Consider the following 24,714-nt stretch of genomic DNA (forward strand, 5'->3'; position numbering starts at 1 on the left):
ACGTTCGAACAACTCGAGACGATTTGCTAACGCCTCGAGACCAGGTTGTAAGAGAAGGAGTCCGGATGATAGCGGACCTGCGTGTACTCGAACATCACGCCCTCAGAGTTGAACGACTGGTTCTCCATGACCGCCACGCAGTTGTAGGGGTCAAGGTCCATGTAGCTGCAGTCTTCGTCGGTCGCAAGCTGCACGGTGATGCGCCGCTTGCTGGTAAGGATGCGCATGTGGCGCTCGCTCTCTAGGAAGTGGTACACCGAGCCCTCGGCAATCTCTGGGGTAAGGCCCGCCACGGCTGATGCCAGGAAGTAGTCGTGGTCAACCTGGCGTGCCTCGCCGTCGAGCGACCTCACTCGCACGATGCGCAGCAGCTCCACGCCCTCCGCAAAGCCGGTCCTACGCGAGAGTCCCGACCCGCAGGTCACCTGCTCAAACGACTTCACCGAGGTGGAGGGGGTGAGGCCATTGCGTCGGGCGAACTCAACAAACGACTCAACGCCGGAGAGCGACCCCTGGGCGCTGTGACCCTCGCGCTGCCAGATTACGCGCACGCCCCTGCCGTGCATGGGCTGAACGTATGCGTCATCGGCAAGCATCGAGACTGCCCTGCGCAGGGTGTTGCGCGAGCAGCCGTACTGTGCCGTAAGCTCGCTCTCGGTGGGGAGAAAGTCCTCGTAGGTGTAGGTGCCCTCTTGGATCTTGCCCTTGAGGTCACGGTAGATCCCCTCATAAATGGCCCTGGGCATCGGTCACCTCCCTATCTCCCGCACTCATGCGGGGCTGCTCGCAACGGGCGGGCGTGGGGGGTCGTTCCTTTGGTTCCCACAAGTTGGGATGTCCATGTCCTATGGGCGGAGAGACCCCCCGCACCCAAAACACCAGCTCCAACATAGTAGCCTTCCAAGAGGTCTAAACGTGCGAAGTACCGCTTAAGCAAAAAATCGACCGTTCGACCTAAAGTCATTTGAACAAGTTTGTCCGCTCCCATATCCTTCGAGATGAAGTCAAAGCGGGCCGGGAACGGTCTGCTTGCGGGCGAGAGGGGCCACGCCTACAGACGAGATGGGCCCCAAGCCAAATGGGAGGTTGCAATGAAGGCGAACGGTAACATCAGCAGGCGTCAGTTCGTTTCCATGAGCGCGGTTGCGGGCCTCGGCCTTGCACTGGCCGGCTGCGGCAGCACTGGCGGATCGAGCAGCACGAGTGATTCCGGCTCCGGCTCATCTGCGTCGGGCAAGGTCTACTACCTCAACTTCAAGCCTGAGGTCGACTCCCAGTGGCAGGCGCTTGCCAAGGAGTACACCAAGGAGACGGGCGTCAAGGTCTCCGTCGTCACCGCCGCCTCCGACACCTACGAGGAGAAGCTCCAGTCCGAGATGTCCAAGAGCTCCGCTCCCACCCTGTTCCAGGTCAACGGCCCCATCGGCCTCAAGAGCTGGAAGGACTACTGCGCTGACCTCACCGGCACCGACATCCTGGGCGAGCTCACCAACGACAACCTGGCGCTCAAGGATGGCGACAAGGTCCTGGGCATCGACTACGTCGAGGAGGACTACGGCATCATCTACAACAAGGACCTGCTGACCAAGGCCGGCTACAAGGAGTCCGACATCACCAGCTTCGACACCCTGAAGAAGGTTGCAGACGACATCCAGGCCCGCAAGGACGAGCTCGGCGTCAAGGGCGCCTTCACCTCCGCCGGCATGGACTCCAGCTCCAACTGGCGCTACACCACGCACCTGGCCAACATGCCCATCTACTACGAGTTCGTGAAGGACGATGAGGAGGAGACCGGCACCGACGCCATCAAGGGCACCTACCTCGACAACTACAAGCAGATCTTCGACCTCTACATCACCGACAGCACCACCGACGGCTCGCAGCTCGCCAGCAAGACCGGCGACGACGCCAACAACGAGTTCGTGAACGGCGAGGCGGTCTTCTATCAGAACGGCTCCTGGGCCTGGTCTGACATCTCCAAGAAGCTCGGCGAGGACAAGGTCGGCATGCTGCCCATCTACATCGGTGTGGACGGCGAGGAGAAGCAGGGCCTCTGCTCCGGCGGCGAGAACTACTGGTGCGTCAACAGCCAGGCCTCCGAGGAGGACCAGAAGGCGACGCTCGACTTCCTGAAGTGGGTCGTCACCTCCGACACCGGCACCAAGACCCTTTCTACCGACATGGGCTTCAACTGCCCGTTCAAGAGCGCCAAGGAACCGGACAACCCGTTCTCCAAGATCGCCAAGCAGATGGTCTCCGACGGCAAGACGTCTGTGAACTGGGACTTCGTCTGGATTCCGTCCGAGCAGTGGAAGTCTGACCTCTCCAACGCCCTCACCAAGTACGCTGCCGGCACCGACAAGTGGGATGCGGTCAAGACAGCGTTCGTGGACGGCTGGAAGACCGAGTCCGAGGCCAACGCGGAGTAGTGTTCGCGCCTCGGCCCAAAGGGCCTCCCGCGGGGTGGGCGGACGTCTGTCCACCCACCCCGCTCCTATGCGAAGGGAGTTAACGCATGGTTAAATCACTCAGGAAATGGTGGCCGCTGTTCCTGCTTCCCACGGCCCTCTCGTTTGCCTTCGGGTTCGTGATTCCGTTTGCCGAGGGCCTCTACCTGTCGTTCTGCCGGTTCATCAGCATCTCAAACCCCAAATTCGTGGGCGTCAGCAACTACGTTGCCGCGCTGTCCGACCCGCAGTTCTCGCACGCCTTCTGGCTCACTGCCCTGTTCACCGTCGTGATCACCGTCCTGATCAACGTGATTGCCCTCGCCATCGCGCTCTGCTTCACCCGCAAGGGGCTCAGGGGCAGCAACAGCTTCCGCACCGTGTTCTTCATGCCCAACCTCATCGGCGGCATCGTGCTGGGCTACATCTGGCAGATTCTCATCAACGGCGTCCTCACCAATGTGGGGCAGCAGCTCCTTGCACTCAACACGGCCGCTGGCTTCTGGGGCCTCGTGATCCTGATGCTTTGGCAGCAGATCGGCTACATGATGATCATCTACATCGCCGGCCTGCAGTCCATCCCCAGCGACTACCTCGAGGCGGCCAAGGTCGATGGTGCCACCGCATGGCAGACGCTCTGGAAGGTTAAGATTCCCAACCTCATGCCCACCATCACCATCTGCCTCTTCCTCACCATCACCAACGGCTTCAAGCTCTTCGACCAGAACCTCGCCCTCACCGGCGGCGCGCCCGACCACTCCACCGAGCTCCTTGCGCTCAACATCTACAACACGTTCTATGCGCGCGCGGGTGCCAAGTGGATGGGCATCGGCCAGGCCAAGGCGGTCATCTTCTGCATCCTGGTCATCTGCATCTCGATGATCCAGCTCAAGGCGACCCAGTCCAAGGAGGTGCAGCAGTAATGCAGCGTGAGAAGATTACCAACAGGATTCTCACGGTGTTCTTCACCGTGTTGAGCCTGGCATGGATCTATCCCATGGTCATGATCCTCATGAACTCGTTCAAGCAGGGCACGGCCATCACCACGGCATCCGCTTTCGACCCGGTCACGGCTGCGACGTCGGCAGGATTTGCCAACTACATCAGCGCCCTCACCAAGCAGGGCTTCGCCGCCGCATTTGGCTACACGCTGGTCATCACGCTCACGTCGGTGGCGCTCATCCTGGTGTGCTGCTCCATGTGCGCCTGGTACGTGGTCCGAGTCAACAACAAGTTCTGCAAGGCGCTCTACTACCTGTTCGTGTTCTCCATGGTCGTCCCGTTCCAGATGCTCATGTTCACGCTCTCGAGCCTGGCTGACTCCATGGGCCTCAACACGCCCTACAACATCTGCTTCATCTACCTCGGCTTCGGCGCCGGCCTCGCGGTCTTCATGTTCGCCGGCTTCGTGAAGACGATTCCGCTCGAGATCGAGGAGGCCGCCACCATTGACGGCTGCAACCCGGTCCAGACCTTCTTCCACGTGGTGCTGCCCATCATGAAGCCCACGTACATCTCGGTCGGCATCCTCGAGACAATGTGGGTCTGGAACGACTACCTCCTGCCCTACCTCGTGCTCGACAGCACCAAGTACAAGACGATCCCCATCCTGATCCAGTACTTCCGCGGCGGGTACGGCCACGTGGAGCTGGGCCCGATGATGGCGTGCATCATGATGACCATCCTCCCCATCGTCATCGTCTACCTGCTCTGCCAGCGCTTCATCATCAGCGGCGTCGTCTCCGGCGCGGTCAAGGGCTAGCGGTTCGTCACAGCAAGAGGCCCGTGCAAGGACTGTTCGCGACCCCGGTGTGGGTCCCATGAGAAAGGCAGACAGATGGCCGAGATCGTCCTCAAGAACATCAAGAAGATCTATCCCAACGAGAAGACCAAGAAGCACCGGTTTGGCAAGAAGGCAAAGGAGCCGGAGAAGAAGAGCAACCTCCAGGTGACCGACGAGGGCGTCGTTGCCGTCCAGGACTTCAACCTCACCGTGCACGACCGCGAGTTCGTGGTTCTGGTCGGCCCCTCCGGCTGCGGCAAGTCCACCACGCTCCGCATGATCGCCGGCCTGGAGGACATCTCCTCGGGCGACCTGCTCATCGACGGCAAGCGCGTGAACGACGTGGCGCCCAAGGACCGCGACATCGCCATGGTGTTCCAGAGCTACGCCCTGTACCCCAACATGACCGTGTACGAGAACATGGCCTTCACGCTCAAGCTCAAGAAGGTCGACCCCAAGGTCATCGACGAGAAGGTCCGTGCCGCGGCCGAGACGCTGGGCATCACCCAGTACCTGGACCGCAAGCCCAAGGCCCTCTCTGGCGGCCAGCGCCAGCGCGTCGCCATCGGTCGTGCCATCGTTCGTGACCCCAAGGTATTCCTGATGGACGAGCCCCTCTCCAACCTGGACGCCAAGCTGCGCAACCAGATGCGCGCCGAGCTCATCAAGCTGCGCCACAAGGTCAACGGCACCTTCATCTACGTCACGCACGACCAGACCGAGGCAATGACCCTGGGCGACCGCATCGTGGTCATGAGGGACGGCTTCGTGCAGCAGATCGGCACCCCGCAGGAGGTCTTCAACCACCCCGCCAACCTGTTCGTCGCAGGCTTCATCGGCATGCCGCAGATGAACTTCTTCCCCGCGACGCTGGTTCGCGATGGCGCCTCCTACCAGCTCAAGACCCCCAAGTTCACCGTGGACATCGCGCCGGACACCTGCAAGAAGCTCGCTGCCTCCGGGGTGGATGCGGCCAAGACCGACGTCACGGCTGGCGCACGACCCGAGCAGATTGAGCTGGTCGCCCCGGGCGAGAAGGGCGCCATCTGCGGCAAGATCGTGGTCTCCGAGCTCATGGGCGCCACCGTGCACGTGCACGCGGATGTCAATGGCTCCGAGTTCGTCCTGGTCATCAACACCGTGGACTTCGACAAGAGCAAGGGCTCCTCGTTTGGCATTGGTGACGACATCTGGTTCAAGTTCGAGCCCGACGCGGTTCACCTGTTTGACAAGGAGACCGAGAAGAACCTCATCCAGGCATAGGACTGGGAGAGGTGGTCGCCGCCCAACTCCGGCAACACAGCGACTGTGGCGGTGTGTCGGGTTGGGCGGCCCTTTTGTGACTGGAACCAGTAAGGAGCGAAGATGCCAAGGACAAGTGGAGTGCTCATGCCCGTCTCGGCGCTGCCGGGGGCGTATGGGATTGGTTCCTTCGGGGCCAAGGCGTACCAGTTCGTGGACTTCCTCACGCGTTGTCACCAGGGCTACTGGCAGATTCTCCCGCTCACCACAACGAGCTACGGGGACTCGCCCTACCAGTCCTTCTCCGCATTTGCGGGCAACCCCAACTTCATCGACTTCGACGAGCTCCTCCAAGAGGGCTATCTCGAGCCTTCGGACCTCGACGGGGTGCCGTTTGGCTGCGACCCCGGCCGAATCGACTACGGCCAGATCTTCGTGAGCCGCAGGAAGGTTCTCGAGTGCGCGGTGGACCGCTTCTTCTCCAAGCCCCCCAAGGACCTGGGAGAGTTCCTCGACGAGAATGACTGGTGGCTCGCGCCATACTGCGAGTTCATGACCGTAAAGGAAGAGTTTGGGCTCAGGGCCTACTACGAGTGGCCTGAGGAGTGCCGCAGGCGCGGGGAGGCCACTGCGGCGATATGCGCGCGCAGCCCCGAGCGCATGCGCTACCACCAGATGACCCAGTACCTCTTCTACCATCAGTGGCATGCCCTCAAGGAGTATGCAAACAAGCACGGCGTGCGGGTGATAGGTGACATCCCCATCTACGTCTCGCGCGACTCGGTGGAGATGTGGGAGAGCCCGCAGCTCTTCAAGACCGACGAGGCCGGCAACCCCCTGAGCGTCGCGGGAACCCCGCCCGACCAGTTCTCGTCCACGGGCCAGTACTGGGGCAACCCCATCTACGACTGGGAGTCCATGGCAAGGAACCACTATGCGTGGTGGGTCGCGCGCATGCGCGCCAGCCTGGCCCTCTACGACGTGGTTCGCATCGACCACTTCCGTGGGTTCGAGGCGTACTGGGAGGTGCCGTTCGGCTCGCCGTCGTCCAAGTATGGCGACTGGACCAAGGGTCCGGGCATCGCGTTCTTCCGCGAGCTTGAGGACCAGCTCGGCAGGCTGCCAATCATCGCGGAGGACCTGGGCTTCCTCACGCCGGAGGTCATCCAGATGCGGGAGGACACCGGCTTTCCCGGGATGAAGATCCTGCAGTTTGCCTTCGATGGCGACAGCGACTCGTATTACCTGCCCCACCACTACGAGCCCAATACCATTGCCTACGTGGGCACGCACGACAACGAGACCGCTCGCGGGTGGTACGAGGACACCGCCACCCCGCGGCAGCGCGAGCAGGCGGACACCTACCTGCACCGCGCGGAGGGGGAGCCCGTCTCCGCCGCCCTCAACCGGGCAATCGCCGCGTCGGTGAGCGACACCTGCATCTATACCATGCAGGACCTCCTCGACCTCGGCAACGAGGCCCGCATGAACACGCCCGCGACGGTGGGCGGCAACTGGAGCTGGAGGATGCGGGAGGGCGCAATCACGCGCTCGCTCGAGGAGCGCCTGTCATCCCTGACCCAGACATACTTCCGCATGCCAGGAGCGAGTGGCCCGGACCTTCCCCAGTAGGGGAGTGCTGAAGCCCGATTTGACCATGTCCGTCATCACCCTATCAGGAGGACGAATGATCAACCTTGAAGAACGATCGCAGGTCGCCTTTGGCAAGCCGCTCGCACAGATTGGTGACGCCCAGGTGTGCCGGCTGCTGCAGGATCTCGTGCGCGAGCACTGCCAGACACTGCCCATAATGGAGGGCAAGAGGCGTCTGTACTACGTGAGCGCCGAGTTCCTCATCGGACGCCTGCTGATCAACGACCTCATCAACCTGGGGCTGTACGACGAGGTGAGGGAGCAGCTTGCCCAGGCTGGCCACGACCTCGCCGCCGTGGACGACCAGGAGGTGGAGCCCTCCCTGGGTAATGGCGGCTTGGGGCGTCTCGCCGCGTGCTTCATGGACTCCGTGGCGACCCTTGGGCTGCCTGGTGACGGAGTGGGTCTCAACTACCACTACGGCCTGTTCCACCAGCGGTTCGTCGACAACCAGCAGACCGCGCTCCCCGATGAGTGGCTGGGCGAGCAGGACTGCCTGGAGGACGAGGGCAAGAGCTTCGAGGTGCAGTTTGGCGACTTCTCCGTCGTCTCCCACCTGTACTCCATCGACGTCCCCGGCTACCACAACGGCAAGCGCAACCGCCTGCGCCTCTTCGACCTCGAGGGCGTGGACGACTCGCTGGTGCCCGACGACTCCATCGACTTTGACAAGACCAAGGTGGCCAAGAACCTCACCCTGTTCCTGTATCCCGACGACTCCGACGAGGACGGTCGCCTGCTGCGCGTGTACCAGCAGTACTTCATGGTGAGCAACGCCGCCCAGCTCATCGTGAGCGAGGCGGTTGAGCGCGGCAGCAACCTGCACGACCTTCCCGACTACGCGGTGGTGCAGATCAACGACACGCATCCGACCATGATCATCCCCGAGCTCATCCGCATCCTCACGCAGGAGCATGGGATCGACTTCGAGGAGGCCGTGGGCATCGTCCGCCACATGGTCGCCTACACCAACCACACCATCCTGGCGGAGGCGCTGGAGAAATGGCCCCTGGAGTACCTCGCCAAGGTCGCTCCCAAGATTGCCAAGATCATCGAGCTTCTCGACCAGATGCAGCGCGAGGAGCACGACGACCCCGCCGTGGCAATCATCAAGGACGGCACCGTGCACATGGCGCACCTGGCCATTCACTACGGCTTCAGCGTCAATGGCGTGGCAGCCTTGCACACCAAGATCCTGGAGGAGACCGAGCTCCATCCCTTCTACGAGCTGTATCCCGAGAAGTTCAGCAACAAGACCAACGGCATCACCTTCCGCCGCTGGCTCATGGGCTGCAACCCCGACCTCACCTCCCTCGTGGACAAGACCATCGGCACCGACTGGCACCGCACGGCGGACCTCACGCCGCTCATGGCGCACGTGGATGACGATGAGGTGCTCGATGGCCTGGTAGAGGCCAAGGGCAAGGCAAAGGCGCGCATGCGCGAGTTCCTGCTTACCCACCAGGGCGTCACGGTACCCGAGGACGCCATCATCGACGTCCAGGTCAAACGCATTCACGAGTACAAGCGCCAGCAGATGCTCGCCCTGTACCTCATCTGGAAGTACCTGGACATCAAGAATGGCAACAAGCCGGCACGCCCCATCACGGTGGTGTTTGGCGGCAAGGCAGCACCTGCGTACACCATCGCGCAGGACATCATCCACCTGATCCTGACCCTCTCGTCCTGGATTGCCAACGATCCCGACGTGGCGCCCTACCTTCAGGTGATCATGATCGAGAACTACAACGTCAGCGCCGCCGAGCGCGTGATTCCCGCAGCGGACATCTCGGAGCAGATCTCGCTCGCCAGCAAAGAGGCTAGCGGCACCTCCAACATGAAGTTCATGCTCAACGGCGCGGTCACCCTCTGCACACTCGACGGGGCAAACGTCGAGATCGCGGACCTGGTGGGCGAGGACAACATCTACACCTTTGGTACGTCCAGCAGGGAGGTCGAGCGCCTGTACGCCGAGGGCGCATACGACCCGCAGGCCTACTACCACAAGCCCGGTATCAAGCTGCTGGTTGACTTCATCACCAACCCTGCGTTCATGGCGACGGGCAACGAGGAGCGGCTGAGGCGCCTGCACGACGACATGGCGCACAAGGACTGGTTCATGGCCCTCCTCGACCTGGAGGAGTACATTCAGGTCAAGGAGCGCGTGTACGCCGACTACGAGGACCGTGGGGCGTGGGTGCGCAAGGCGCTGGTGAACGTGGCCCAGGCGGGCACCTTCTCGTCCGACCGAACCATCGCGCAGTACAACGAGGACATCTGGCACCTCGTTCCCCAAAAGTAGGGGAGAGGGGCGGGAGGCATCGCTCGTCTCCCCTTGCCTCGGGTGATTTCGCGCCGAGGCCGCTTCGTAAGGGTTGGCGCGTTTAGCGAGGGGCTAAGCGCGCCGATTCTTATGCGATTCCGTGTCTCGTAAGATTTCGTGCGCTTAGGGTGGTGCCAAGCGCGTCAATCCTTATGGAACTCGGATCCGATGAGCCGACCGCGCCTCGGTGCTTCCTCCGCGGCAGCTCCCATCCTCCTCGGGGCCGTTTACGGCGAGCGCTGCCGGGGCCGCTCCGCCCGTCCGAGGGACGCGTCGTCGCGTCCATACCGTCCCCCCCCCCTCATGAAGGTGCGAAAGGGACCCCATCTGCCCTGAGGCGGGTGGGGTCCCTTGTGCGTTCTGGCTCGGTTGGGGGAGAGATGCGGCGCGCCAGCTAGTCGTTGAACGCCGTGCAGATGGCGTCGAGCAGCATGACCGCGAAGGTCTGCGCGTCCGCCGTGGTGAAGGTGCCGTTGTAGTGGTTGCCCAGCGGCAGCTCCAGTCTGATGACGGGAGGCTTGGCCTTGCGCGCGCCCTCGCAGGTGGTGCGGATGCGCTGGGGAAGCGTGTCCAGGTCGTCGCACACCAGGTTCATGACCTTGCTGTCGTCCGCCAGGGGCGTGGACGCCAGGACGAGCACGCAGGTGGTGCCCTCCGAGGCGTCGGAGGCGTGCTCGATCAGCTCGAGCCCGCTCTTCTCCGTGGTGGCGCATGCGAGGTTCCAGATGCGGCCGGCGACGTTGCGGCTGATGGGGTCCTCCGCCGTGATGGAGAGCGGGGTCACCTCCAGCACGCCCGCCGCGCGTGCGAAGCCCATGCCGCCCGTGGGGTGCGGGCCCGCAGCGGGCTTGCCCGCCCACACGTGGCGAAGGCGCTCGATCGCGTCGAAGGTGTCGTCAAACGCCATGCCGTCCGCGAGCATGCCCTGGCTCTCTTGGAACTGGGCAACGGCGGCCTCGGTGTAGGCGCCAAAGTAGCCGTCCGCCTCGCCACACGAGAAGCCCAGGATGTTGAGGCATTCCTGCAGCTGCCTCACATCGGCGCCATGGTAGTTGGGAAGGCGCAGGTACAGGGTCCTGTCGCCCATGTGGTAGGTCTCGTCCACAAGCTCGGACCAGGTCGCCGAGTCGACCTCGGTTCCCAGCGGCAGGCGGTGGTCCAGGCGGAACTTTGCCACGGCGCTCGCCGTCGTTGAGCCAAAGTCCTGCGAGGCGATCTCCTTCTCGTCGATCTCGTAGTCCAGCGAGGCAAGGCGCCCCTGGATGTCCTCGACTGCGGCGCCCTGCGCGCCAACGGTGATTGGTTCCATAAGCAACTCCTACTCAAGCGGCGCCTAGTCCAGGCGCTCCACAAAAAAGTCTGCCATAGAGAGGAGCGTCGCGCGCGCCTCGTCCAAGACGTCCACGTTCGACAGATGCGACTTTGCGGTGCGAACGAGCGTGCGTGCGTACTCGCGGGCGTGCGCCACCCCGCCGGCGCGCTCCATCAGCTCGACGGCACGTGCGAGCTTGGCGGGGTCGGTCGTCTCGCCCGAGAGGAGGGAGAGGAGCTCGTCGTGCTCCGACCCCTTTAGGTAGGCCAGGGACCAGACTGCCACGAGGGTGCGCTTGCCTTCCGTGATGTCGGTGCGGAAGTCCTTGCCCTGCGCCTTGGCGTCACCCACCAGGTTGAGGAGGTCGTCCTGAATCTGGAAGGCCAGGCCGCAGTCCATGCCAAACGAGCGTAGGCCCTCCACCTGGGCGTCGGTGCCGCCTCCGCAGATGGCCCCCATGACCAGGGGAACGGCGCCGGAGTAGTACGCCGTCTTGTGGGACGCCATGTACAGGTAGTCGTCCACACCCACGTCCCAGCGGTTGTCGCGGGCCCATCCCAGGTCCAGCGCCTGCCCCTCAACGGTGCGCAGCTCCATGTTCGCGAGCTCGCGGGCAAGGCGGAGCCTGACCCGGTCGGACAGGTCGGGGGCGTCCAGGAGGAGGCGGAACGTGTTCACGATCCCCAGGTCGCCCACGTTGATGGCAACGCCCACGCCCTCCGTGCGATAGGTGCATGGCTTGCCGCGGCGCAGCTCGCCCTCGTCGGCGATGTCGTCGTGGATCAGCGCGGCGCTCTGGAACGTCTCGATTGCCGCGGCGGCGGGCAGCGCGTCACGCGCGTTGCCGCCCACGGCCTCGGCCCCCAGCAAGCAGAGCGCCGGGCGGGTGCGCTTGCCCCCGCCCCGCGTGAAGTCCCATAGCGGACCGTACAGGTAGCGCTCGAGGTTGTCTGCACCCGAGGCAGATGTGGCGTGCGGGGCAATCTCGCGCAGGTAACCCTCGACCAGGGGCCTGACACGCGTCAGGTATGCCACGAAGGCGCCCTGCGACTGGGATGCCACGCTACTCTCCGTAGCCATCGGGGTTCTTTGACTGCCAGTTCCACGAGTCGCGGCACATGTCGTCGATCGTGTACTTGGCCTCCCATCCCATCTCGCGCTTGGCCTTGGAGCAGTCGGCGTAGTTGGCGTCCACGTCGCCTGGGCGGCGCGGGTCGATCTGGTAGGGGAGTTCCTTGCCGCAGGCCTTGGAGAAGGCCTTGATGATCTGCAGGACCGAGGTCCCCTTGCCGGTGCCCAGGTTGAAGATCTCGACGCCGGTGCGGCCGTTCATCCAGTTGAGTGCCGCGACGTGACCGGTGCCCAGGTCGCAAACGTGGATGTAGTCGCGCACGCCGGTCCCGTCGGGCGTGTCGTAGTCGTTGCCAAACACGTGGACGCACTCGCGCTTGCCCACGGCCACCTGTGCCACGTAGGGAAGCAGGTTGTTGGGGATGCCCTTGGGGTCCTCGCCCATGAGTCCCGAGGGGTGGGCGCCGATGGGGTTGAAGTAGCGCAGCAGCACGACGTTCCACTCGGGGTCGGCGGTGTGGAGGTCGGTCAGGATCTGCTCGATCATCCACTTGGTCCAGCCGTAGGGGTTGGTCGCGGGCTTCTTGGGGCTCTCCTCCGTGAGGGGCAGGCTGTCGGGGTTGCCGTACACGGTGGCGGAGCTGCTGAAGATGATGTCCTTGCACCCGTGGTTGCGCATCACGTCCACCAGGGTCAGGGTGTTGCCCAGGTTGTTGCTGTAGTACTCGATGGGCTTGTGGACGCTCTCGCCAACCGCCTTGAAGCCTGCGAAGTGGATCACGCGGTCGATGGGGTTCTCGTCGAAGATGGCGTTGAGGGCGGTGCGGTCGTTCACGTCGACCTTGTAGAAGGAGAGGTTCTTGGCCGCCTCGTCGCCCACGATCGTCTTGATGCGGTCGATGACCTTCTCGCTCGCGTTGCTCAGGTCGTCCGCGATGACCGCCTTGTAGCCGTTCTGGAGCAGCTCGACCACCGTGTGGCTGCCGATGAAGCCGGCGCCGCCGGTTACCAGGACGCAGGTGTCCTTGGGATCCTTGGCTTCGCTCATGGGTCTCCTCTCGTGAGGGGTGTGGGGCTTGCGTGGTGCGCGGCCCTCCTGTGTCTCTTTGGTCGCCGACGCATGTCGCGAGGGTTGCTGCGACACGTGCGGCGCAACCACAAAAGTATACGTTCAGCGTGTGTGGCGGGCGTGTGTGGTGTTCTGCCATGAGGGGGATGTTGTGGGAGAGGCCGCCGCTCCTCTCGCTCGATGGATGCGGAACTGGCGCTTGACCGACGGTGGCGGTTGTCGGGGCGTCCGCCCGCCGAAACTGCTATATAACATGTAACAATATTCTCTCCGATGGGTAGACGCCAGACAACATAGGATGCCGTGGCCCCGTGGGGTGAGCGGCGAGCCCGCCTTTGGGTGGGAAATCGAGAAGGGAGTCGCCCATGGACATCAAGGACGTCAAGAGGGTGACGGTTGCCGGCGGAGGGGTCTTGGGGAGCCAGATTGCGTTCCAGACCGCCTACCGCGGATACGACGTGACGATCTGGTTGCGCTCCCAGGGGTCCATCGAGCGCTGCCAGCCCAAGATCGACCGCCTTCGCAAGATCTACCTGGACACCCTCGAGGCCATGAAGACCGATCCCTCGGCCTACGCCTATGGGCTGTGCGCGCCCGAGGAGGTCACGCCGGAGCGGTGCGAGGAGCTCAAGGCGGACGTGGAGAGGGCCTATGGCAGCCTGCGCCTCACGACCGACTGGGACGAGGCGTTTGGCGACGCCGACCTGGTGATTGAGGCGGTTGCGGAGGACCCGGCGCAGAAGACCGCGTTCTACACCGAGCTGGCAAAGCACCTGCCCGAGCGCACCGTCGTCGCCACCAACAGCTCGACGCTGCTGCCCAGCCAGTTTGCCGAGGCAACCGGAAGGCCTGACAGGTACCTGGCCCTCCACTTTGCGAACGAGATCTGGAAGAACCCGTCCGGGGAGGTCATGGGGCACGAGGGTACCTCGAAGGAGAGCTTTGACCTGGTGGTTGCCTTTACCTCCTCGATCAGGATGGTCCCGCTCAAGGTACTTCGCGAGCAGCCGGGTTACCTTCTCAACAGCATGCTGGTGCCGTTCCTCTCCGCCGCCGAGGGGCTGTGGGCCGGCGGCGTGGGCAGCCCGGAGGACATCGACCTTGCCTGGAAGCTGGGCACCGGTGCGCCGGCGGGACCGTTCCGGATCCTGGACATCGTTGGTCTCACCACCGCCTACAACATCGGGATCATGGATCCTCGCGCAAAGCAGGAGGGCACGGTTCAGAACAGGATCACGACGCTGCTCAAGGAGAAGATCGACAAGGGCGAGACGGGCGTGAACGCCGGCAAGGGCTTCTACGACTACTCCAAGTGACGTGACGGGGAGTTGGTGATGGCCCCATCCGCTGGCTGCTGACCTGTGGGTTACATCGGATGGCGTCCCTGCGTCAGGCGGAAGCGCTGACAGTGGAGACGACCGAGGCATCGAGGGCGAGGGCCCCATCCCGAATTGGCTCGGGGTGGGGCCGCTCGCTGTGACGGTGGGGCGCGGCTGACGCTGCGTACCATAGCGGCGGGGGGGTCGGAGCGCCCATCGTTGAGGAGCCGGGCGAGAATGCCATGGCGAGGATTATCGAGTGACGTGACGAGGGTGTGGCATCCAACCGCCAGAACGCGGGCTTCCCTGAAGGTTCTTCTGTGCCGTTATCCACCCCGACCTGTCAAGAGCTTCTCTGCCGCTCTTTTCGACGAAGCTGCCCTGCGGGTGACGTTACCCCGTGGGCAACGGGAGCATGGGGCACCATTTCCTTCAAGACGAGAGACCCCATCAAGCCGCTCCCTTCTCTGTCGCCCTTCTCGGTGAAGGTCGTCGCGTGAATGGCGTTATCCGACGGGCGAGGGGAGCGTTGAACCAACTCGAATCGCTGGTCCTAGCGAGTGTCCAGGCACCTCTCGCTTGCATCTCCCGCCTGCGCCTCCGCCCACGACATTGGGTACAGAGGAGGGTAGCGGCCGACGGGCGTGCCATGGTGGTGGGTCCGCCGCTCCAGGATTGGGGGAACCATGGCGATTGACCTCTGCGACTGCAGGTTTGACGGCGACGGGCGCTTTGACATCTTGAAGACACCCACCAGCCCCGACGTGAAGAAGGGCGAGCGCTTTGACTACGAGGAGCGCACGGCCGACAACGCGGTGCTCATGGCTCAGCTCCAGGACCGCCTCTATGCCGAGGGCAGGGAGGGCCTGGTGGTTCTGCTCCAGGCGATGGACGCCGCCGGCAAGGACTCCACGATCAAGCACGTGATGAGCGGGATCAACCCGCAGGGGGTCTCGGTCCACAGCTTTAAGCAGCCCAGCGCGGAGGAGCTCTCGCACGACTACCTGTGGCGCGCCGTCACGCACCTCCCACGCAGGGGCGAGATCGCCCTGTTCAACCGCTCGTACTACGAGGACGTGCTGGTGGTGCGTGTGCACGGGCTGTGGAGGGGCTACAAGATGCCGGAGCGCTGTACCAACGACTCGGAGCAGCAGTTCTTTGGCAAGCGCTACCGCCAAATCCGCGACTTCGAGGAGTACCTGTACGAGAACGGCTACCGGGTGCTCAAGATCTTCCTCAACGTGAGTCCTGAGCAGCAGCGACAGCGCTTTCTCGAGCGCATAGACGATCAATCCAAGAATTGGAAGTTCTCCGGCAGCGACATTGCGGAGCGCAAGTTGTGGCCCAGCTACATGCGAGCCTACGAGGACGCCATCAACGGCACGGCGACCAAGCACGCCCCGTGGTTCGTGATTCCCGCCGACAAGAAGTGGTTCGCTCGCTGGCTCGTGAGCGAGGCGATCGTGGACGTCCTACGCCAGATTGACCCGCGCTATCCCGAGCTGCCGCAGGACCAGCGCGACAAGCTGGCCGAGTACAAGGCGCAGCTCCTCTCCGAGGGCGGTGCCAAGGGAGAGTAGCCTACGGCCAGCGGGATGGGCCGGGGGAGAGGGGCCGCGTTCCTCTCCTCCAACCGATCCCGTTGGCCCTACCCCCGGTCACCTCCGGACCGGTCCACGTCGTGGCCCCCGCCCAGCGTGTAGCGGGTGGCGGCGTGGAGCATGTTGACCTCGCTCAGCTCGAGCTTGCCGTCGATGTAGGGTCGGTACATCGCCTCGACGGAGCCCACCCCCATGCTGCAGCCGCTGCAGTTCTCGCAGCTTGAGTCGTCGCAGAACGAGAGTCCCTTGTTCACTATCTGCATGCGCTCCTCGCGCGTGGTGTCCTTGATCAGCACGCTTCTGGGCATCGTTCCCCCTCTCCCCACATTCTCGTAGTTGTACCCCAGACGGCGTGGTGGAATCGTTGCGTGCCCGCTGCGACTGCGTTGCTACACTTGGGTGCCATGCGCAGGGGAGAGGTGCGCTGCGTCCGCCCGTGGCCTCTCCCGATGCGTGTGACCGACGCGCGAGAGGGGAGTCACCATGGGCATGGGCCATCGTCCCGACCGAAGCGGGAACCCCATCTCGCTCCTGGGCTTTGGGTGCATGCGGTTTGCGAGGTCGGGCAGCGGAATAGACGTGCCCCGTGCCGAGGAGCAGCTCATGCGCGCCATCGAGCTGGGCGTGAACTACCTGGACACCGCGTACGTGTACCCCGGGAGCGAGGCGTGCCTGGGGCAGGTGCTCGACCGCAACGGCTGCCGCGACTCGGTCAACATCGCCACCAAGCTCCCGCAGTACCTGGTGAGGAGCACGTCCGCGGCGGACCGATACCTGGATGAGGAGCTGTCGCGCCTGCGCACCGACCACATCGACTACTACCTCATGCACATGCTCACCGACGTCGCCTCGTGGGAGCGCCTGTGTCAGCTGGGGATCGAGGGCTGGATCGATCGTCGTCGCGCCGCCGGGCAGATCCGCAACGTGGGCTTCTCGTTCCATGGGAGCAGCGACATGTTCCTGCGCGTGCTGGACGCCTACGACTGGGACTTTTGCCAGATTCAGTACAACTACGTGGACGAGCACACCCAGGCGGGCCGGGAGGGTCTGATGGCCGCCGCCGAGCGGGGCATCCCCGTCATCATCATGGAGCCCCTGAGGGGCGGCAACCTGGTGGACGGGCTCCCGCGCGCGGCCAAGCGGCTTATCGACGAGGACCCGCACGGATGGGGCCCGGCGGAGCTGGCGCTGCGGTGGCTGTGGGACCAGCCCCAGGTCACCTGCGTCCTCAGCGGCATGAACTCGCTGCAGATGGTGGAGGAGAACTGTCGCGTCGCGAGCTCGGTTCGTGCGGGGGAGTTCGGCGAGCCGGAGCGCGAGCTCGTGGCGCGCGTGAGGGAGCTCATCGCCGCGTCCACCAAGGTGGGGTGCACCGGGTGCCGCTACTGCCAGCCGTGCCCGGCAGGGATCGACATCCCGGCGCTCTTCTCGGCGTGGAACAGCATGTACCTGGAGGGGAAGTCGCGCGGGCGCCACCAGTACTACCAGACGGTGGAACTGCGCGACCACCCCGCGTTCGCCAGCGCGTGCCTGGGGTGCGGCCGGTGCGAGCGCCTGTGCCCGCAGCACATCCCCGTGAGGGAGGCGATCGTGGAGGCGGACCGCGACCTCAGGCCCCCGCTCCATCGGCTTGCCGGCACCGTCGCGCGGAGGTTCGTGAACTCGTAGGTACACCGCGGGGCGCGACATGGGGCGACGGCCGCTCGGGGGCGCTGCTTGTGGTGGCTGGCGAGTGGGCCCGTGCATGGGGTGCTGAGAAAAGTCGAGTCATGGCAATCTGAAAGCCGATACCGCGGAGAAAATGGGGGTATTTGCAGTTGTGGGAGGCCCCGGAAGGGTCGCTCCCTGCCACTACTCGACTTTTCTCAGCGGAAATCGGTGGCGAATTGCCACAACTCGACTTTCCTCAGCACCCTCCCCGCGAGGGGTTGCCGAGACCACGGCCGGTCATCGTCTCCCTAGGGGAGAAGCCGAGGGCAATGATGCAAGCTAATCGTTTACCGATTCCTGAATACCAGCAAAAGCACTAGTTAGATTATGGGTAAGTAGCGTATTTCTGCATAATTATTCTGAACGAGCCGCTCCTAATGAAGAAGGGCATGTGCGCTATCCCAGAAGACTTTCGAGCTAGGAAGTGTGCCTTGGAAACATCGAAATCGCTAATTCTAACTAGGAGATCGGCTCTTGCTTTCACGACCGGTGGTCTGCTTTTAAATTACCGTGGGCGCTCTACTCCAATGTATTACTCCCATACATTTAGGACAATCCGAGTGAGGTAGGTTGATCCTCGATGCGATGGTTGAAGCTTCATGGTAAGGACATTCTCGTCACGACGCTCGCCATTGCATGCGTCATCCTCGGGGTGCTCTTGTCAAGAACGCAGGACAAAGCCAGGTCTTTTACTGACGGAAGCAGGGTTGGGTTCAAACTTGAGGGGACGTACCAGCAAGATGAACCTGACTATGCGTCTCTTGCTATTTTTCCTGGGGCTGGCGACGAAGTCGATTGGCAGTTAGCTCTTAGCGACAACACAATTAGCGGAACAATGGAAAAGACCTCAGATCCGAATATCTACGAAATGGCTGACGATTCCGGTAGCGAGTGTGGAATTGCGCACATTGCCTATTCCTACGCATCGTTCGGAGATGTTGAGGGGGTTGCTTTTCTTCACCTGGCTAGTGGAGATGATTATGTCCTCGAGAAGGAAAGCGACACTCCGGCAACGTTCGATACGAGACAGTGGGCGAACTGGAAAATCAAAGCAGACTGCGGTCCTGATTTATCGAAGATGTGTTGAGGGATTTTGATTGTTAGCTCCCCTGGTTTACCTGTGTGTTTCTGAGGGCAATGCCAAAGTGGGTACTATTTGTCCCACCTTGGCATTGCCCTAGGGGAGAAGGTCGTCCCCATCCCCCAGCGACCTGCCTAGGCCGCTGCCAATCGGACGCACCGGCGTGCCCGGCCACGAGCGGACGGCCTCCAGCATGCCGTCCACGTCCAGCACCCCGTAGGCAAAGCCCTTTCGCACCAGCTCGTCGGGGACGAACTCGTCGTACTTGTCAAAGCGCGGCACCTCGCCCGGATACACCAGCTCCATGGGGTCGATGGGGCGTGACGCCTCATCCTGAACCACGTCGTAGAACGTCTGGGCGTCGGCCCGCATGGTGAACTGCATGAAGTACGGGCGCGAGGAGTCCAGCCCCTTTATGCCCAGCTCCGCCGCGCACCTGATCTTGAGGAAGCGCTCCAGCGCCAGGAAGGCATAGCTGCCTAGCCAGGGGAACAGGCACCACGACGTGCCGCCCAGGCACACCAGGGGCTGGTCGGTCACGTGGGCGTTGCGGGCCACGTGCCGCGCCTGCGACAGCCGTGCCCGGGCGTTCCTCCGCAGATAGGGATACATTGCGTCCTCGCGCAGCGCCTGCCTCATGCGGCGCAGCACGTGCGTGTCCACGTCGCCCGCGCACATGCCAAAGTACGCGGGGACCTTGCCCTTCACCTGCGAGCACTCGATGAGATGGCGCTTGTAGTCGATCTCCTCAACCACCCACACGGCGCCGGCGATTGCGATGCGCTCGCCCACGGGGGGCGGCTGCACGATGGTTCCCAGCTCCTGAGACTCGCTGCGCACGGTGAACTCCTCGTCCTCCGAGAACACCGCGTAAAAGCGGAAGTTGTTGGTCACTCGCTCGCCCGCAAGCCCCACGATGAGTCCACCCGACTCGGTCTGCTGGATGTGGTCGATGCCCAGCAGGTGCCGCAGCAGCACCCGGTAGTCGTCGGCGCTCACGCGGTGGAATGGCGTCAGCGTGAGCACGCGTCGTGCGAGCTCGGAGGGGGAGAGCTCGCCGGACGAGGCGAGCGTGGCCATGGTCTGGTGGTACAGCAGGCTGTAGGGAAGGCCATTCAGGCGCGGGGGCTCCACCCAGCGGTCCTCCAGGTACAGCTGGACCAGTGCGATTCCCTGCAGCAGCTTCCATGGGATGGTCTCGGGGAGCAGGGCGCGCGCCTCCGGCTCGTCCTCCCGCATGAGAAACCACATCTCGCTGGGCTGGCCGCGCCGTCCCGTGCGCCCCATGCGCTGCAAAAACGAGCTCACCGTGAACGGTGCGTCTATCTGAAAGGCCCGCTCCAGACGACCGATGTCGATCCCCAGCTCAAGGGTCGAGGTCGTCACGGTGGTCAGGTTGGTGTCCTCGTCGCGCATCAGCTCCTCGGCCGACTGCCTAAAGCTCGCCGAGAGGTTGCCGTGATGTATCAGGAAGCGGTCCGGCTCGCCCACCGCCTCGCAGTACTGCCGCAGCGTGGTGGTCACCTCCTCGCACTCCTCGCGCGAGTTGGCAAACACCAGGCACTTGCGACCCCTGGTGTGTTCAAACACGTAGGCAAGCCCCGGGTCGGCAAATACCGGCGCACGGTCGCTCGCCGCCTCGGGGGCCGGCTGGTCCGGGTAGGGGAGAGGTGCGTGGCCTCCGTTCTCCCTACCCTTCCCGCCGGCATCCACCGTCCCCTCGCCCCGGGCGGGAATCGCCTGGTCGCCGGCGGGAGCGGCGGGGACCTCGTAGTCGGGCTCCTCTCCCCCGCGGACGGACGCGCCGCCCAAGCCGTCCTCGCCGCGCTCGGGTGCCTGCGGACCGCTCACGTAGAAGTGCTCCATCGACAGCCGCCAGCGCTCCTTGGGGGCCTCGAGCCGCGGGATCACGCAGCCGCGTCCCGTTCCGGCGGAGAGGTACGCCCCCGTGGCCTCGGGCTCCCCGATGGTGGCCGAGAGCCCAATCCTCCTGGGGTTGACGTCTGCCAGGCGCGAGATGCGCTCGATGCAGCAGAGCGTCTGGTCGCCGCGGTCTCCCCGCAGCAGCGAGTGGACCTCGTCTATCACCACGTAGCGCAGGTCGCCAAAGATGCGCGGGATGGCGTTGTGGCGGTGCAGGAGCATGGCCTCCAGCGACTCGGGGGTGATCTGCAGAATTCCCGACGGGTGCTTCATCATCTTGGCCTTGTGCGAGCGCGACACGTCGCCGTGCCAGTGCCAAACGGGGATGTCCGCCTGCGCGCACAGGTCCTCCAGCCGTATGAACTGGTCGTTGATCAGGGCCTTGAGGGGGCCGATGTAGATGCAGCCCACCGAGGCGGGCGGGTCCTCCCACAGCTCGGTGAGGATCGGGAAGAAGGCAGCCTCGGTCTTGCCCGATGCCGTGGACGCGGTGAGAAGCACGTTCTGGTCGGTGTTGAAGATGGCATCCGCCGCAGCCACCTGCACCGCGCGCAGGCTCTGCCAGTCGTGGTCGTAGATGTAGTCCTGGATGAAGGGCGCGTATTGGTCAAAGACGTCCATGCCCGCCGCCTAGATCTGGAACTCGCTGAACTCGTCGTCCTTCCCTGCCGAGCCGTCGCCCTCCTGGGCGCGTGTGGTCACGGGAGACGAGAGGAGCTCGCCCTGCAGCAGGCCGCCCACCTTGAGGGAGGGGTTCTGGCACAGGATGTCGAGCATCTCCACAAAATCCCTGATGACCTCGCGCGGCGTTAGGTGGGAGTCCGCGCCCACGCGACCGAACTCCGCCTGGAGAAAGCCCAGCAGCTCGTCCTGCGTGATGGTGCGCTCGTAGCCAAAGAGCCCGGCGTGGATGTCCGCGAGCTTCTCCACCAGCACCAGCAGCTCCTCGTGCGTGAGGGGCTGCAGGTGGATGACCGGCGCCAGAAGGTCCACCAGCCCGTCCTGGGCAAAGCGCCCCTGCGTCAGGCGGCTGCGCAGTGCCTCGTACGAGTACAGGCCGCGCCTGCGGTCCTCGATGGACTGCGGCGTGCCTCCCATCACGATGCCCAGGTGGTGTGCCTTGCCCTGGAGCGTGTCGTTGTACATGGTCAGGATCTTCTCGTAGTTGTACTGGCGGCTCACCGCGTTGGGAATCTTGTACAGGTTGACCAGCTCGTCCACCAGCACCAGCAGGCCCTTGTAGCCGGCACCCATCAGGAAGGTGGCAAAGAGCTTGAGGTAGTCGTACCAGTCGTCGTCGCCAATCACGATGTTCACGCCCAGCTCCTGGCGCGCCTCGGTCTTGTTGCGGTACTCGCCGCGAAACCACTTGGTGACCTTGGCCTTGGTGTCGTCGTCGCCCTCAACGTGCGCGTGCCAATACATGGTGAGGAGACGGGCAAAGTCGTAGCCGTGCACCAGCTCCTGCAGAGAGCGCATGGTCTGGACTATGGCGGCGTCCATGGCATCGGAGAAGCCCGGGTCCTGTGGCTGAAGGCCCCTCTCCAGGGTCACCTGGGCCTGCATGTTCGACACCCAGCGGTCAAGCACCAGGTTGAGGGCGCCTCCCTCGGGACGGGTCCGCGTGCTCATGTTGCGCACGAGCTCTCGGTAGGTTGCCAGGCCCTGGCCGTTGCCACCCTGAAGGCGCCTCTCGGGGCTCAGGTCGGCGTCGCACACCACAAAGCCGCTGCCCATGGCGTGGTTGCGGATGGTCTGCAGCAAAAAGCTCTTGCCGCTGCCGTAGCGCCCCACCAAGAAGCGAAAGCTCGCCCCGCCGTCGGCCACCAGGTCGAGGTCGTGGAGAAGCGCCTGGATCTCGCGCTCGCGCCCCACCGTGATGTATGGGAGGCCTACGCGCGGCACGACGCCGCCCTTCAGGGAGTTGATGATGACCGCGGCGATGCGCTTGGGGACGCGTGGGGGCTGCCCCGCCTGTCCGCCGGCCGCCGATGCGTTTGCTTGCTGCGTCATTGCTCCAGGGTTCCTCTCAGGTCTTCCTCGTAGTCCTCGATCACGTGGGGGCCGTCGTCGCCAAACTCCAGGACGGTGTCGCCCTCCAGGTCAAACAGCTTCTCGTTGGCGGAGTCAACCAGCATCTCCACGCTGGGGGAGCCGGGCGGCGTCGGCGGTGCCGGCTCGTGTGCCAGGAGGGCGCGCACCAGCGCGAGCTCCAGGGGGTCGAGCCCGTACGGTGCCGTCTCCCCGGCAGCGCCCGCGGCTTCCGCGCCGGTGGTGGGTTGCGGGGACACGGGGGCTGGCTGCCCTGGTGAGACGGTTGCCACCACGGGGGGCGCGTCCCTCTCGCCTGCCTGCGCCTCCGCCTGTGACGGGGTGGGGTCGCCTCCCGTCGCGGACGCAGTCGAGACGGGCTGCGTCCAGTCCTCGGTGGCCTCCGCCCCGGGGACGTAACCCTCGCGCTCCTCGTCCACCAGCAGTGCCTCTCGCGTCGTTGCTGCGGCACTGCGGATGCCCCCCAGCTTCGAGAGGTCCACGGTGAAGCGGTGACGTTCCTCCTCCTGCTCGCGCTCGTGCTCCGACCGGACCTCCCTGTCAATCATCTTCTGGAGGTAGCCGGGAACGGGCCGGGGCTTGAGGGGTCTCCCAAACTCCCACTCCTCGCGCATGGCGCAGTCGATGGCGTGGATGATCCTGCCAAGGTCGCGGCTCTTTCCCTGGCGCTCGTAGGCGCGCCGTATGCACCAGCGGCCAAAGCGAAAGGTGACGAGGTCGGCGTCGGTCAGGCGGATATCGCCGCTTCCCTCCAGAGTCGGCGGCTGCTCCAGGGGAACGCCCACAAACGGCACGTAGGGGTGCGTGTTGGAGAACCCCAGGAGCCCGTCGACAAAGCACACCTTGCGACGCCTGCCGCAATGCAGCGACATCTGGGCAAATACGCCCGCGCCCACGTGTGCCGCCTGCTCCGCGTGGGCGCGCAGGAACGGCGAGCGCTCGGGGCTGTAGCTTGAGAGAGCGCCCATCGCCGCCCACAGGATCTCGTCCGATGGCATGGCGGGGGCGTCCTCCGGCTTGTGGTCGTGTACCGCGGCCCGGCACAGCACCGAGCCCTCGGCATCGCGCAGCACGCGGACGGCATGGCCAAAGCGGCGCTCCTCCTCTGTGGTCGCGAGCCGCGGGTCCAGGCGGTGGACCACCACGTAGTCGCGGATCAAGTGGCTCACGTCCAGCGTGACGCTTGGGCCCCTCCCTGCAAGATCCATCGCGCGGCAGGCCTCGCGCAGGCGTCGGAGCTCGCTGACCACCGGCTCGCCCGGCTCGCATCCCACTCCGTTGATCAGCTCGTAGGACAAAAGCATCGCAAAGGTCGCCGGTGCATCTGTGGCCTTGCCCTCCCTCCACGAGGCGCGCCAGGTGAAGTAGCCACGAAGCTCGCGGTCGCTCACAACCTGATAGGTGGGAAGGTAGCGGTAGGGGAGCGTCCCCTGGTAGGGACAGTCGTCCACAAAGTCGCTGGCGAGACGTGCCTGCGCAACAAAGAGAGGGCCGCCACGCAGGGGCCTTCCGTCCTCCCCGCGCGAGCCCTCGAGCTCGCGGAGGCGCTGCAGCGTGGGTGGCAGCTTGACCTCCGGCACAACCTTTGCCATCAGGCCGGTGCCGGATCCCAGGGGGCGACCCCACAGGTCGTCGTCGAAGTCTCCGGCGGGTTGGTAGTCACCAAGCCAGTCGTCCGCGAGCGCGTGCCATTTGCTCGTTGCGCGCGACTTCCGTGCGTCGGTGGAGGTTTGGCCCTGCATCCGAGAGGCGCGGGACGGGCGAGATGAGTGGGCGTGACTGCCGTCGGGCTCTGTCGTCTGGGCTTTGCCAGCAGAGATGGACTTGCCATCTCGCTCAACGCGTCCATCGGGGTGCTCCCGGTCCCTTGCCCAGTCCGACCCCTTCCTCAGGATCGGCTGGTCGGAGTAGGTGTGCGAAGACAGGTGAGACGAGCCGCCCGCCTCCTCGAGCTTCCTCATGATCTTGTCGACCAACTCGTCGATGCTGACCTTTCCAAAGTCCTCCGCCATGCCACCTCCCCAGGGTCCAACTTTCGCACCACCACGATTCTACCCGCAGGGGAAGACATAGGGAACACGTGTACGAGGAATGCGAAGGAGGTCGCTGGCACGAGGCTGGGGCGACG

General features: G+C 64.2%; 18 protein-coding genes. 10 read left to right on the plus strand and 8 right to left on the minus strand.

Annotation, left to right across the window (positions count from 1 at the left end):
* Positions 1-26 precede the first annotated feature (26 nt).
* A complete protein-coding gene (locus tag FYJ68_RS01850; RefSeq protein WP_154433597.1) occupies positions 27-746 on the minus strand; it encodes a GntR family transcriptional regulator in 720 nt (239 codons plus the stop codon).
* Between the two features lie 345 nt (positions 747-1,091).
* Between FYJ68_RS01850 and FYJ68_RS01855 the strand changes: the two genes are divergently transcribed.
* The 6 genes from FYJ68_RS01855 to FYJ68_RS01880 all read left to right on the plus strand — a co-directional run bounded on the left by FYJ68_RS01855 (position 1,092) and on the right by FYJ68_RS01880 (position 9,427).
* A complete protein-coding gene (locus tag FYJ68_RS01855) occupies positions 1,092-2,429 on the plus strand; it encodes an ABC transporter substrate-binding protein (RefSeq protein WP_154433598.1) in 1,338 nt (445 codons plus the stop codon).
* A gap of 86 nt (positions 2,430-2,515) precedes the next feature.
* A complete protein-coding gene (locus FYJ68_RS01860; RefSeq protein WP_154433599.1) occupies positions 2,516-3,370 on the plus strand; it encodes a carbohydrate ABC transporter permease in 855 nt (284 codons plus the stop codon).
* Positions 3,370-4,209: a carbohydrate ABC transporter permease gene (locus FYJ68_RS01865; protein ID WP_154433600.1), complete on the plus strand. Its 840-nt coding sequence runs from the start codon at positions 3,370-3,372 to the stop codon at positions 4,207-4,209. The genes FYJ68_RS01860 and FYJ68_RS01865 overlap by 1 nt, the downstream gene beginning before the upstream one ends.
* A 75-nt stretch (positions 4,210-4,284) precedes the next feature.
* Entirely contained in the window at positions 4,285-5,493 is a 1,209-nt protein-coding gene (locus FYJ68_RS01870; RefSeq protein ID WP_154433601.1) for an ABC transporter ATP-binding protein, read from the plus strand.
* A 102-nt stretch (positions 5,494-5,595) separates the two neighbouring features.
* Positions 5,596-7,104 (plus strand): 4-alpha-glucanotransferase, encoded by a 1,509-nt coding sequence (gene malQ, locus FYJ68_RS01875; protein ID WP_154433602.1) that lies wholly within the window; start codon positions 5,596-5,598, stop codon positions 7,102-7,104.
* Positions 7,105-7,159: 55 nt separating this feature from the next.
* Positions 7,160-9,427, plus strand: a complete 2,268-nt coding sequence (locus FYJ68_RS01880) for a glycogen/starch/alpha-glucan phosphorylase (protein ID WP_154433603.1) — start codon at positions 7,160-7,162, stop codon at positions 9,425-9,427.
* A gap of 415 nt (positions 9,428-9,842) precedes the next feature.
* Here the strand turns inward: FYJ68_RS01880 and FYJ68_RS01885 are convergent, their stop codons facing one another.
* From FYJ68_RS01885 to galE, 3 genes are read right to left on the minus strand one after another with little or no spacing between them, the layout of a single operon-like run.
* On the minus strand, positions 9,843-10,757 hold the full coding sequence (locus FYJ68_RS01885) for a peptidoglycan-binding domain-containing protein (RefSeq protein ID WP_154433604.1): 915 nt from the start codon (positions 10,755-10,757) through the stop codon (positions 9,843-9,845).
* A gap of 24 nt (positions 10,758-10,781) precedes the next feature.
* Positions 10,782-11,822, minus strand: coding sequence for a polyprenyl synthetase family protein (locus FYJ68_RS01890; protein WP_326832157.1), 1,041 nt, complete (start codon positions 11,820-11,822; stop codon positions 10,782-10,784).
* Between the two features lies 1 nt (position 11,823).
* A complete protein-coding gene (galE, locus tag FYJ68_RS01895) occupies positions 11,824-12,879 on the minus strand; it encodes a UDP-glucose 4-epimerase GalE (protein ID WP_154433606.1) in 1,056 nt (351 codons plus the stop codon).
* 386 nt (positions 12,880-13,265) lie between these two features.
* On the opposite strand from galE, the gene FYJ68_RS01900 reads away from it, so the two are divergent.
* Both FYJ68_RS01900 and FYJ68_RS01905 read left to right on the plus strand, forming a co-directional pair.
* Positions 13,266-14,216 (plus strand): 3-hydroxyacyl-CoA dehydrogenase, encoded by a 951-nt coding sequence (locus tag FYJ68_RS01900; RefSeq protein WP_154433607.1) that lies wholly within the window; start codon positions 13,266-13,268, stop codon positions 14,214-14,216.
* Between the two features lie 689 nt (positions 14,217-14,905).
* Positions 14,906-15,799: a polyphosphate kinase 2 family protein gene (locus FYJ68_RS01905; protein WP_154433608.1), complete on the plus strand. Its 894-nt coding sequence runs from the start codon at positions 14,906-14,908 to the stop codon at positions 15,797-15,799.
* Positions 15,800-15,867: 68 nt separating this feature from the next.
* Here FYJ68_RS01905 and FYJ68_RS01910 read toward each other — a convergent pair whose 3' ends face one another.
* Positions 15,868-16,128 (minus strand): hypothetical protein, encoded by a 261-nt coding sequence (locus FYJ68_RS01910; protein ID WP_154433609.1) that lies wholly within the window; start codon positions 16,126-16,128, stop codon positions 15,868-15,870.
* 175 nt (positions 16,129-16,303) lie between these two features.
* On the opposite strand from FYJ68_RS01910, the gene FYJ68_RS01915 reads away from it, so the two are divergent.
* Both FYJ68_RS01915 and FYJ68_RS01920 read left to right on the plus strand, forming a co-directional pair.
* Positions 16,304-17,488: an aldo/keto reductase gene (locus tag FYJ68_RS01915; RefSeq protein ID WP_229771941.1), complete on the plus strand. Its 1,185-nt coding sequence runs from the start codon at positions 16,304-16,306 to the stop codon at positions 17,486-17,488.
* A 631-nt stretch (positions 17,489-18,119) separates the two neighbouring features.
* On the plus strand, positions 18,120-18,617 hold the full coding sequence (locus tag FYJ68_RS01920) for a hypothetical protein (protein ID WP_229771942.1): 498 nt from the start codon (positions 18,120-18,122) through the stop codon (positions 18,615-18,617).
* Positions 18,618-18,707: 90 nt separating this feature from the next.
* Here FYJ68_RS01920 and FYJ68_RS01925 read toward each other — a convergent pair whose 3' ends face one another.
* The 3 genes from FYJ68_RS01925 to FYJ68_RS01935 are packed head-to-tail and all read right to left on the minus strand — an operon-like array spanning position 18,708 to position 24,598.
* Entirely contained in the window at positions 18,708-21,155 is a 2,448-nt protein-coding gene (locus FYJ68_RS01925; protein WP_154433611.1) for a DEAD/DEAH box helicase, read from the minus strand.
* 9 nt (positions 21,156-21,164) lie between these two features.
* A complete protein-coding gene (locus FYJ68_RS01930; RefSeq protein WP_154433612.1) occupies positions 21,165-22,547 on the minus strand; it encodes an ATP-binding protein in 1,383 nt (460 codons plus the stop codon).
* The gene (locus FYJ68_RS01935) at positions 22,544-24,598 is read right to left on the minus strand and encodes a TerB N-terminal domain-containing protein (protein ID WP_154433613.1); all 2,055 of its coding nucleotides are present in this window, start codon (positions 24,596-24,598) and stop codon (positions 22,544-22,546) included. Before FYJ68_RS01935 ends, FYJ68_RS01930 begins: the two co-directional genes overlap by 4 nt.
* Positions 24,599-24,714 lie beyond the last annotated feature (116 nt).

The sequence above is a fragment of the Olsenella porci genome (assembly GCF_009695875.1).
In the GTDB taxonomy this organism is placed as follows: Bacteria; Actinomycetota; Coriobacteriia; order Coriobacteriales; family Atopobiaceae; genus Olsenella_H; species Olsenella_H porci.

What these genes read in the sequence shown, in the direction of transcription:
- FYJ68_RS01925 (WP_154433611.1), bottom strand. Translation starts at nt 21,155, where the DNA reads ATGGACGTCTTTGACCAATACGCGCCCTTCATCCAGGACTACATCTAC.
- FYJ68_RS01900 (WP_154433607.1), top strand. Translation starts at nt 13,266, where the DNA reads ATGGACATCAAGGACGTCAAGAGGGTGACGGTTGCCGGCGGAGGGGTC.
- FYJ68_RS01880 (WP_154433603.1), top strand. Translation starts at nt 7,160, where the DNA reads ATGATCAACCTTGAAGAACGATCGCAGGTCGCCTTTGGCAAGCCGCTC.
- FYJ68_RS01905 (WP_154433608.1), top strand. Translation starts at nt 14,906, where the DNA reads ATGGCGATTGACCTCTGCGACTGCAGGTTTGACGGCGACGGGCGCTTT.
- galE (WP_154433606.1), bottom strand. Translation starts at nt 12,879, where the DNA reads ATGAGCGAAGCCAAGGATCCCAAGGACACCTGCGTCCTGGTAACCGGC.
- FYJ68_RS01910 (WP_154433609.1), bottom strand. Translation starts at nt 16,128, where the DNA reads ATGCCCAGAAGCGTGCTGATCAAGGACACCACGCGCGAGGAGCGCATG.
- FYJ68_RS01855 (WP_154433598.1), top strand. Translation starts at nt 1,092, where the DNA reads ATGAAGGCGAACGGTAACATCAGCAGGCGTCAGTTCGTTTCCATGAGC.
- FYJ68_RS01935 (WP_154433613.1), bottom strand. Translation starts at nt 24,598, where the DNA reads ATGGCGGAGGACTTTGGAAAGGTCAGCATCGACGAGTTGGTCGACAAG.
- FYJ68_RS01865 (WP_154433600.1), top strand. Translation starts at nt 3,370, where the DNA reads ATGCAGCGTGAGAAGATTACCAACAGGATTCTCACGGTGTTCTTCACC.
- FYJ68_RS01870 (WP_154433601.1), top strand. Translation starts at nt 4,285, where the DNA reads ATGGCCGAGATCGTCCTCAAGAACATCAAGAAGATCTATCCCAACGAG.
- FYJ68_RS01885 (WP_154433604.1), bottom strand. Translation starts at nt 10,757, where the DNA reads ATGGAACCAATCACCGTTGGCGCGCAGGGCGCCGCAGTCGAGGACATC.
- malQ (WP_154433602.1), top strand. Translation starts at nt 5,596, where the DNA reads ATGCCAAGGACAAGTGGAGTGCTCATGCCCGTCTCGGCGCTGCCGGGG.
- FYJ68_RS01850 (WP_154433597.1), bottom strand. Translation starts at nt 746, where the DNA reads ATGCCCAGGGCCATTTATGAGGGGATCTACCGTGACCTCAAGGGCAAG.
- FYJ68_RS01930 (WP_154433612.1), bottom strand. Translation starts at nt 22,547, where the DNA reads ATGACGCAGCAAGCAAACGCATCGGCGGCCGGCGGACAGGCGGGGCAG.
- FYJ68_RS01860 (WP_154433599.1), top strand. Translation starts at nt 2,516, where the DNA reads ATGGTTAAATCACTCAGGAAATGGTGGCCGCTGTTCCTGCTTCCCACG.
- FYJ68_RS01915 (WP_229771941.1), top strand. Translation starts at nt 16,304, where the DNA reads ATGGGCATGGGCCATCGTCCCGACCGAAGCGGGAACCCCATCTCGCTC.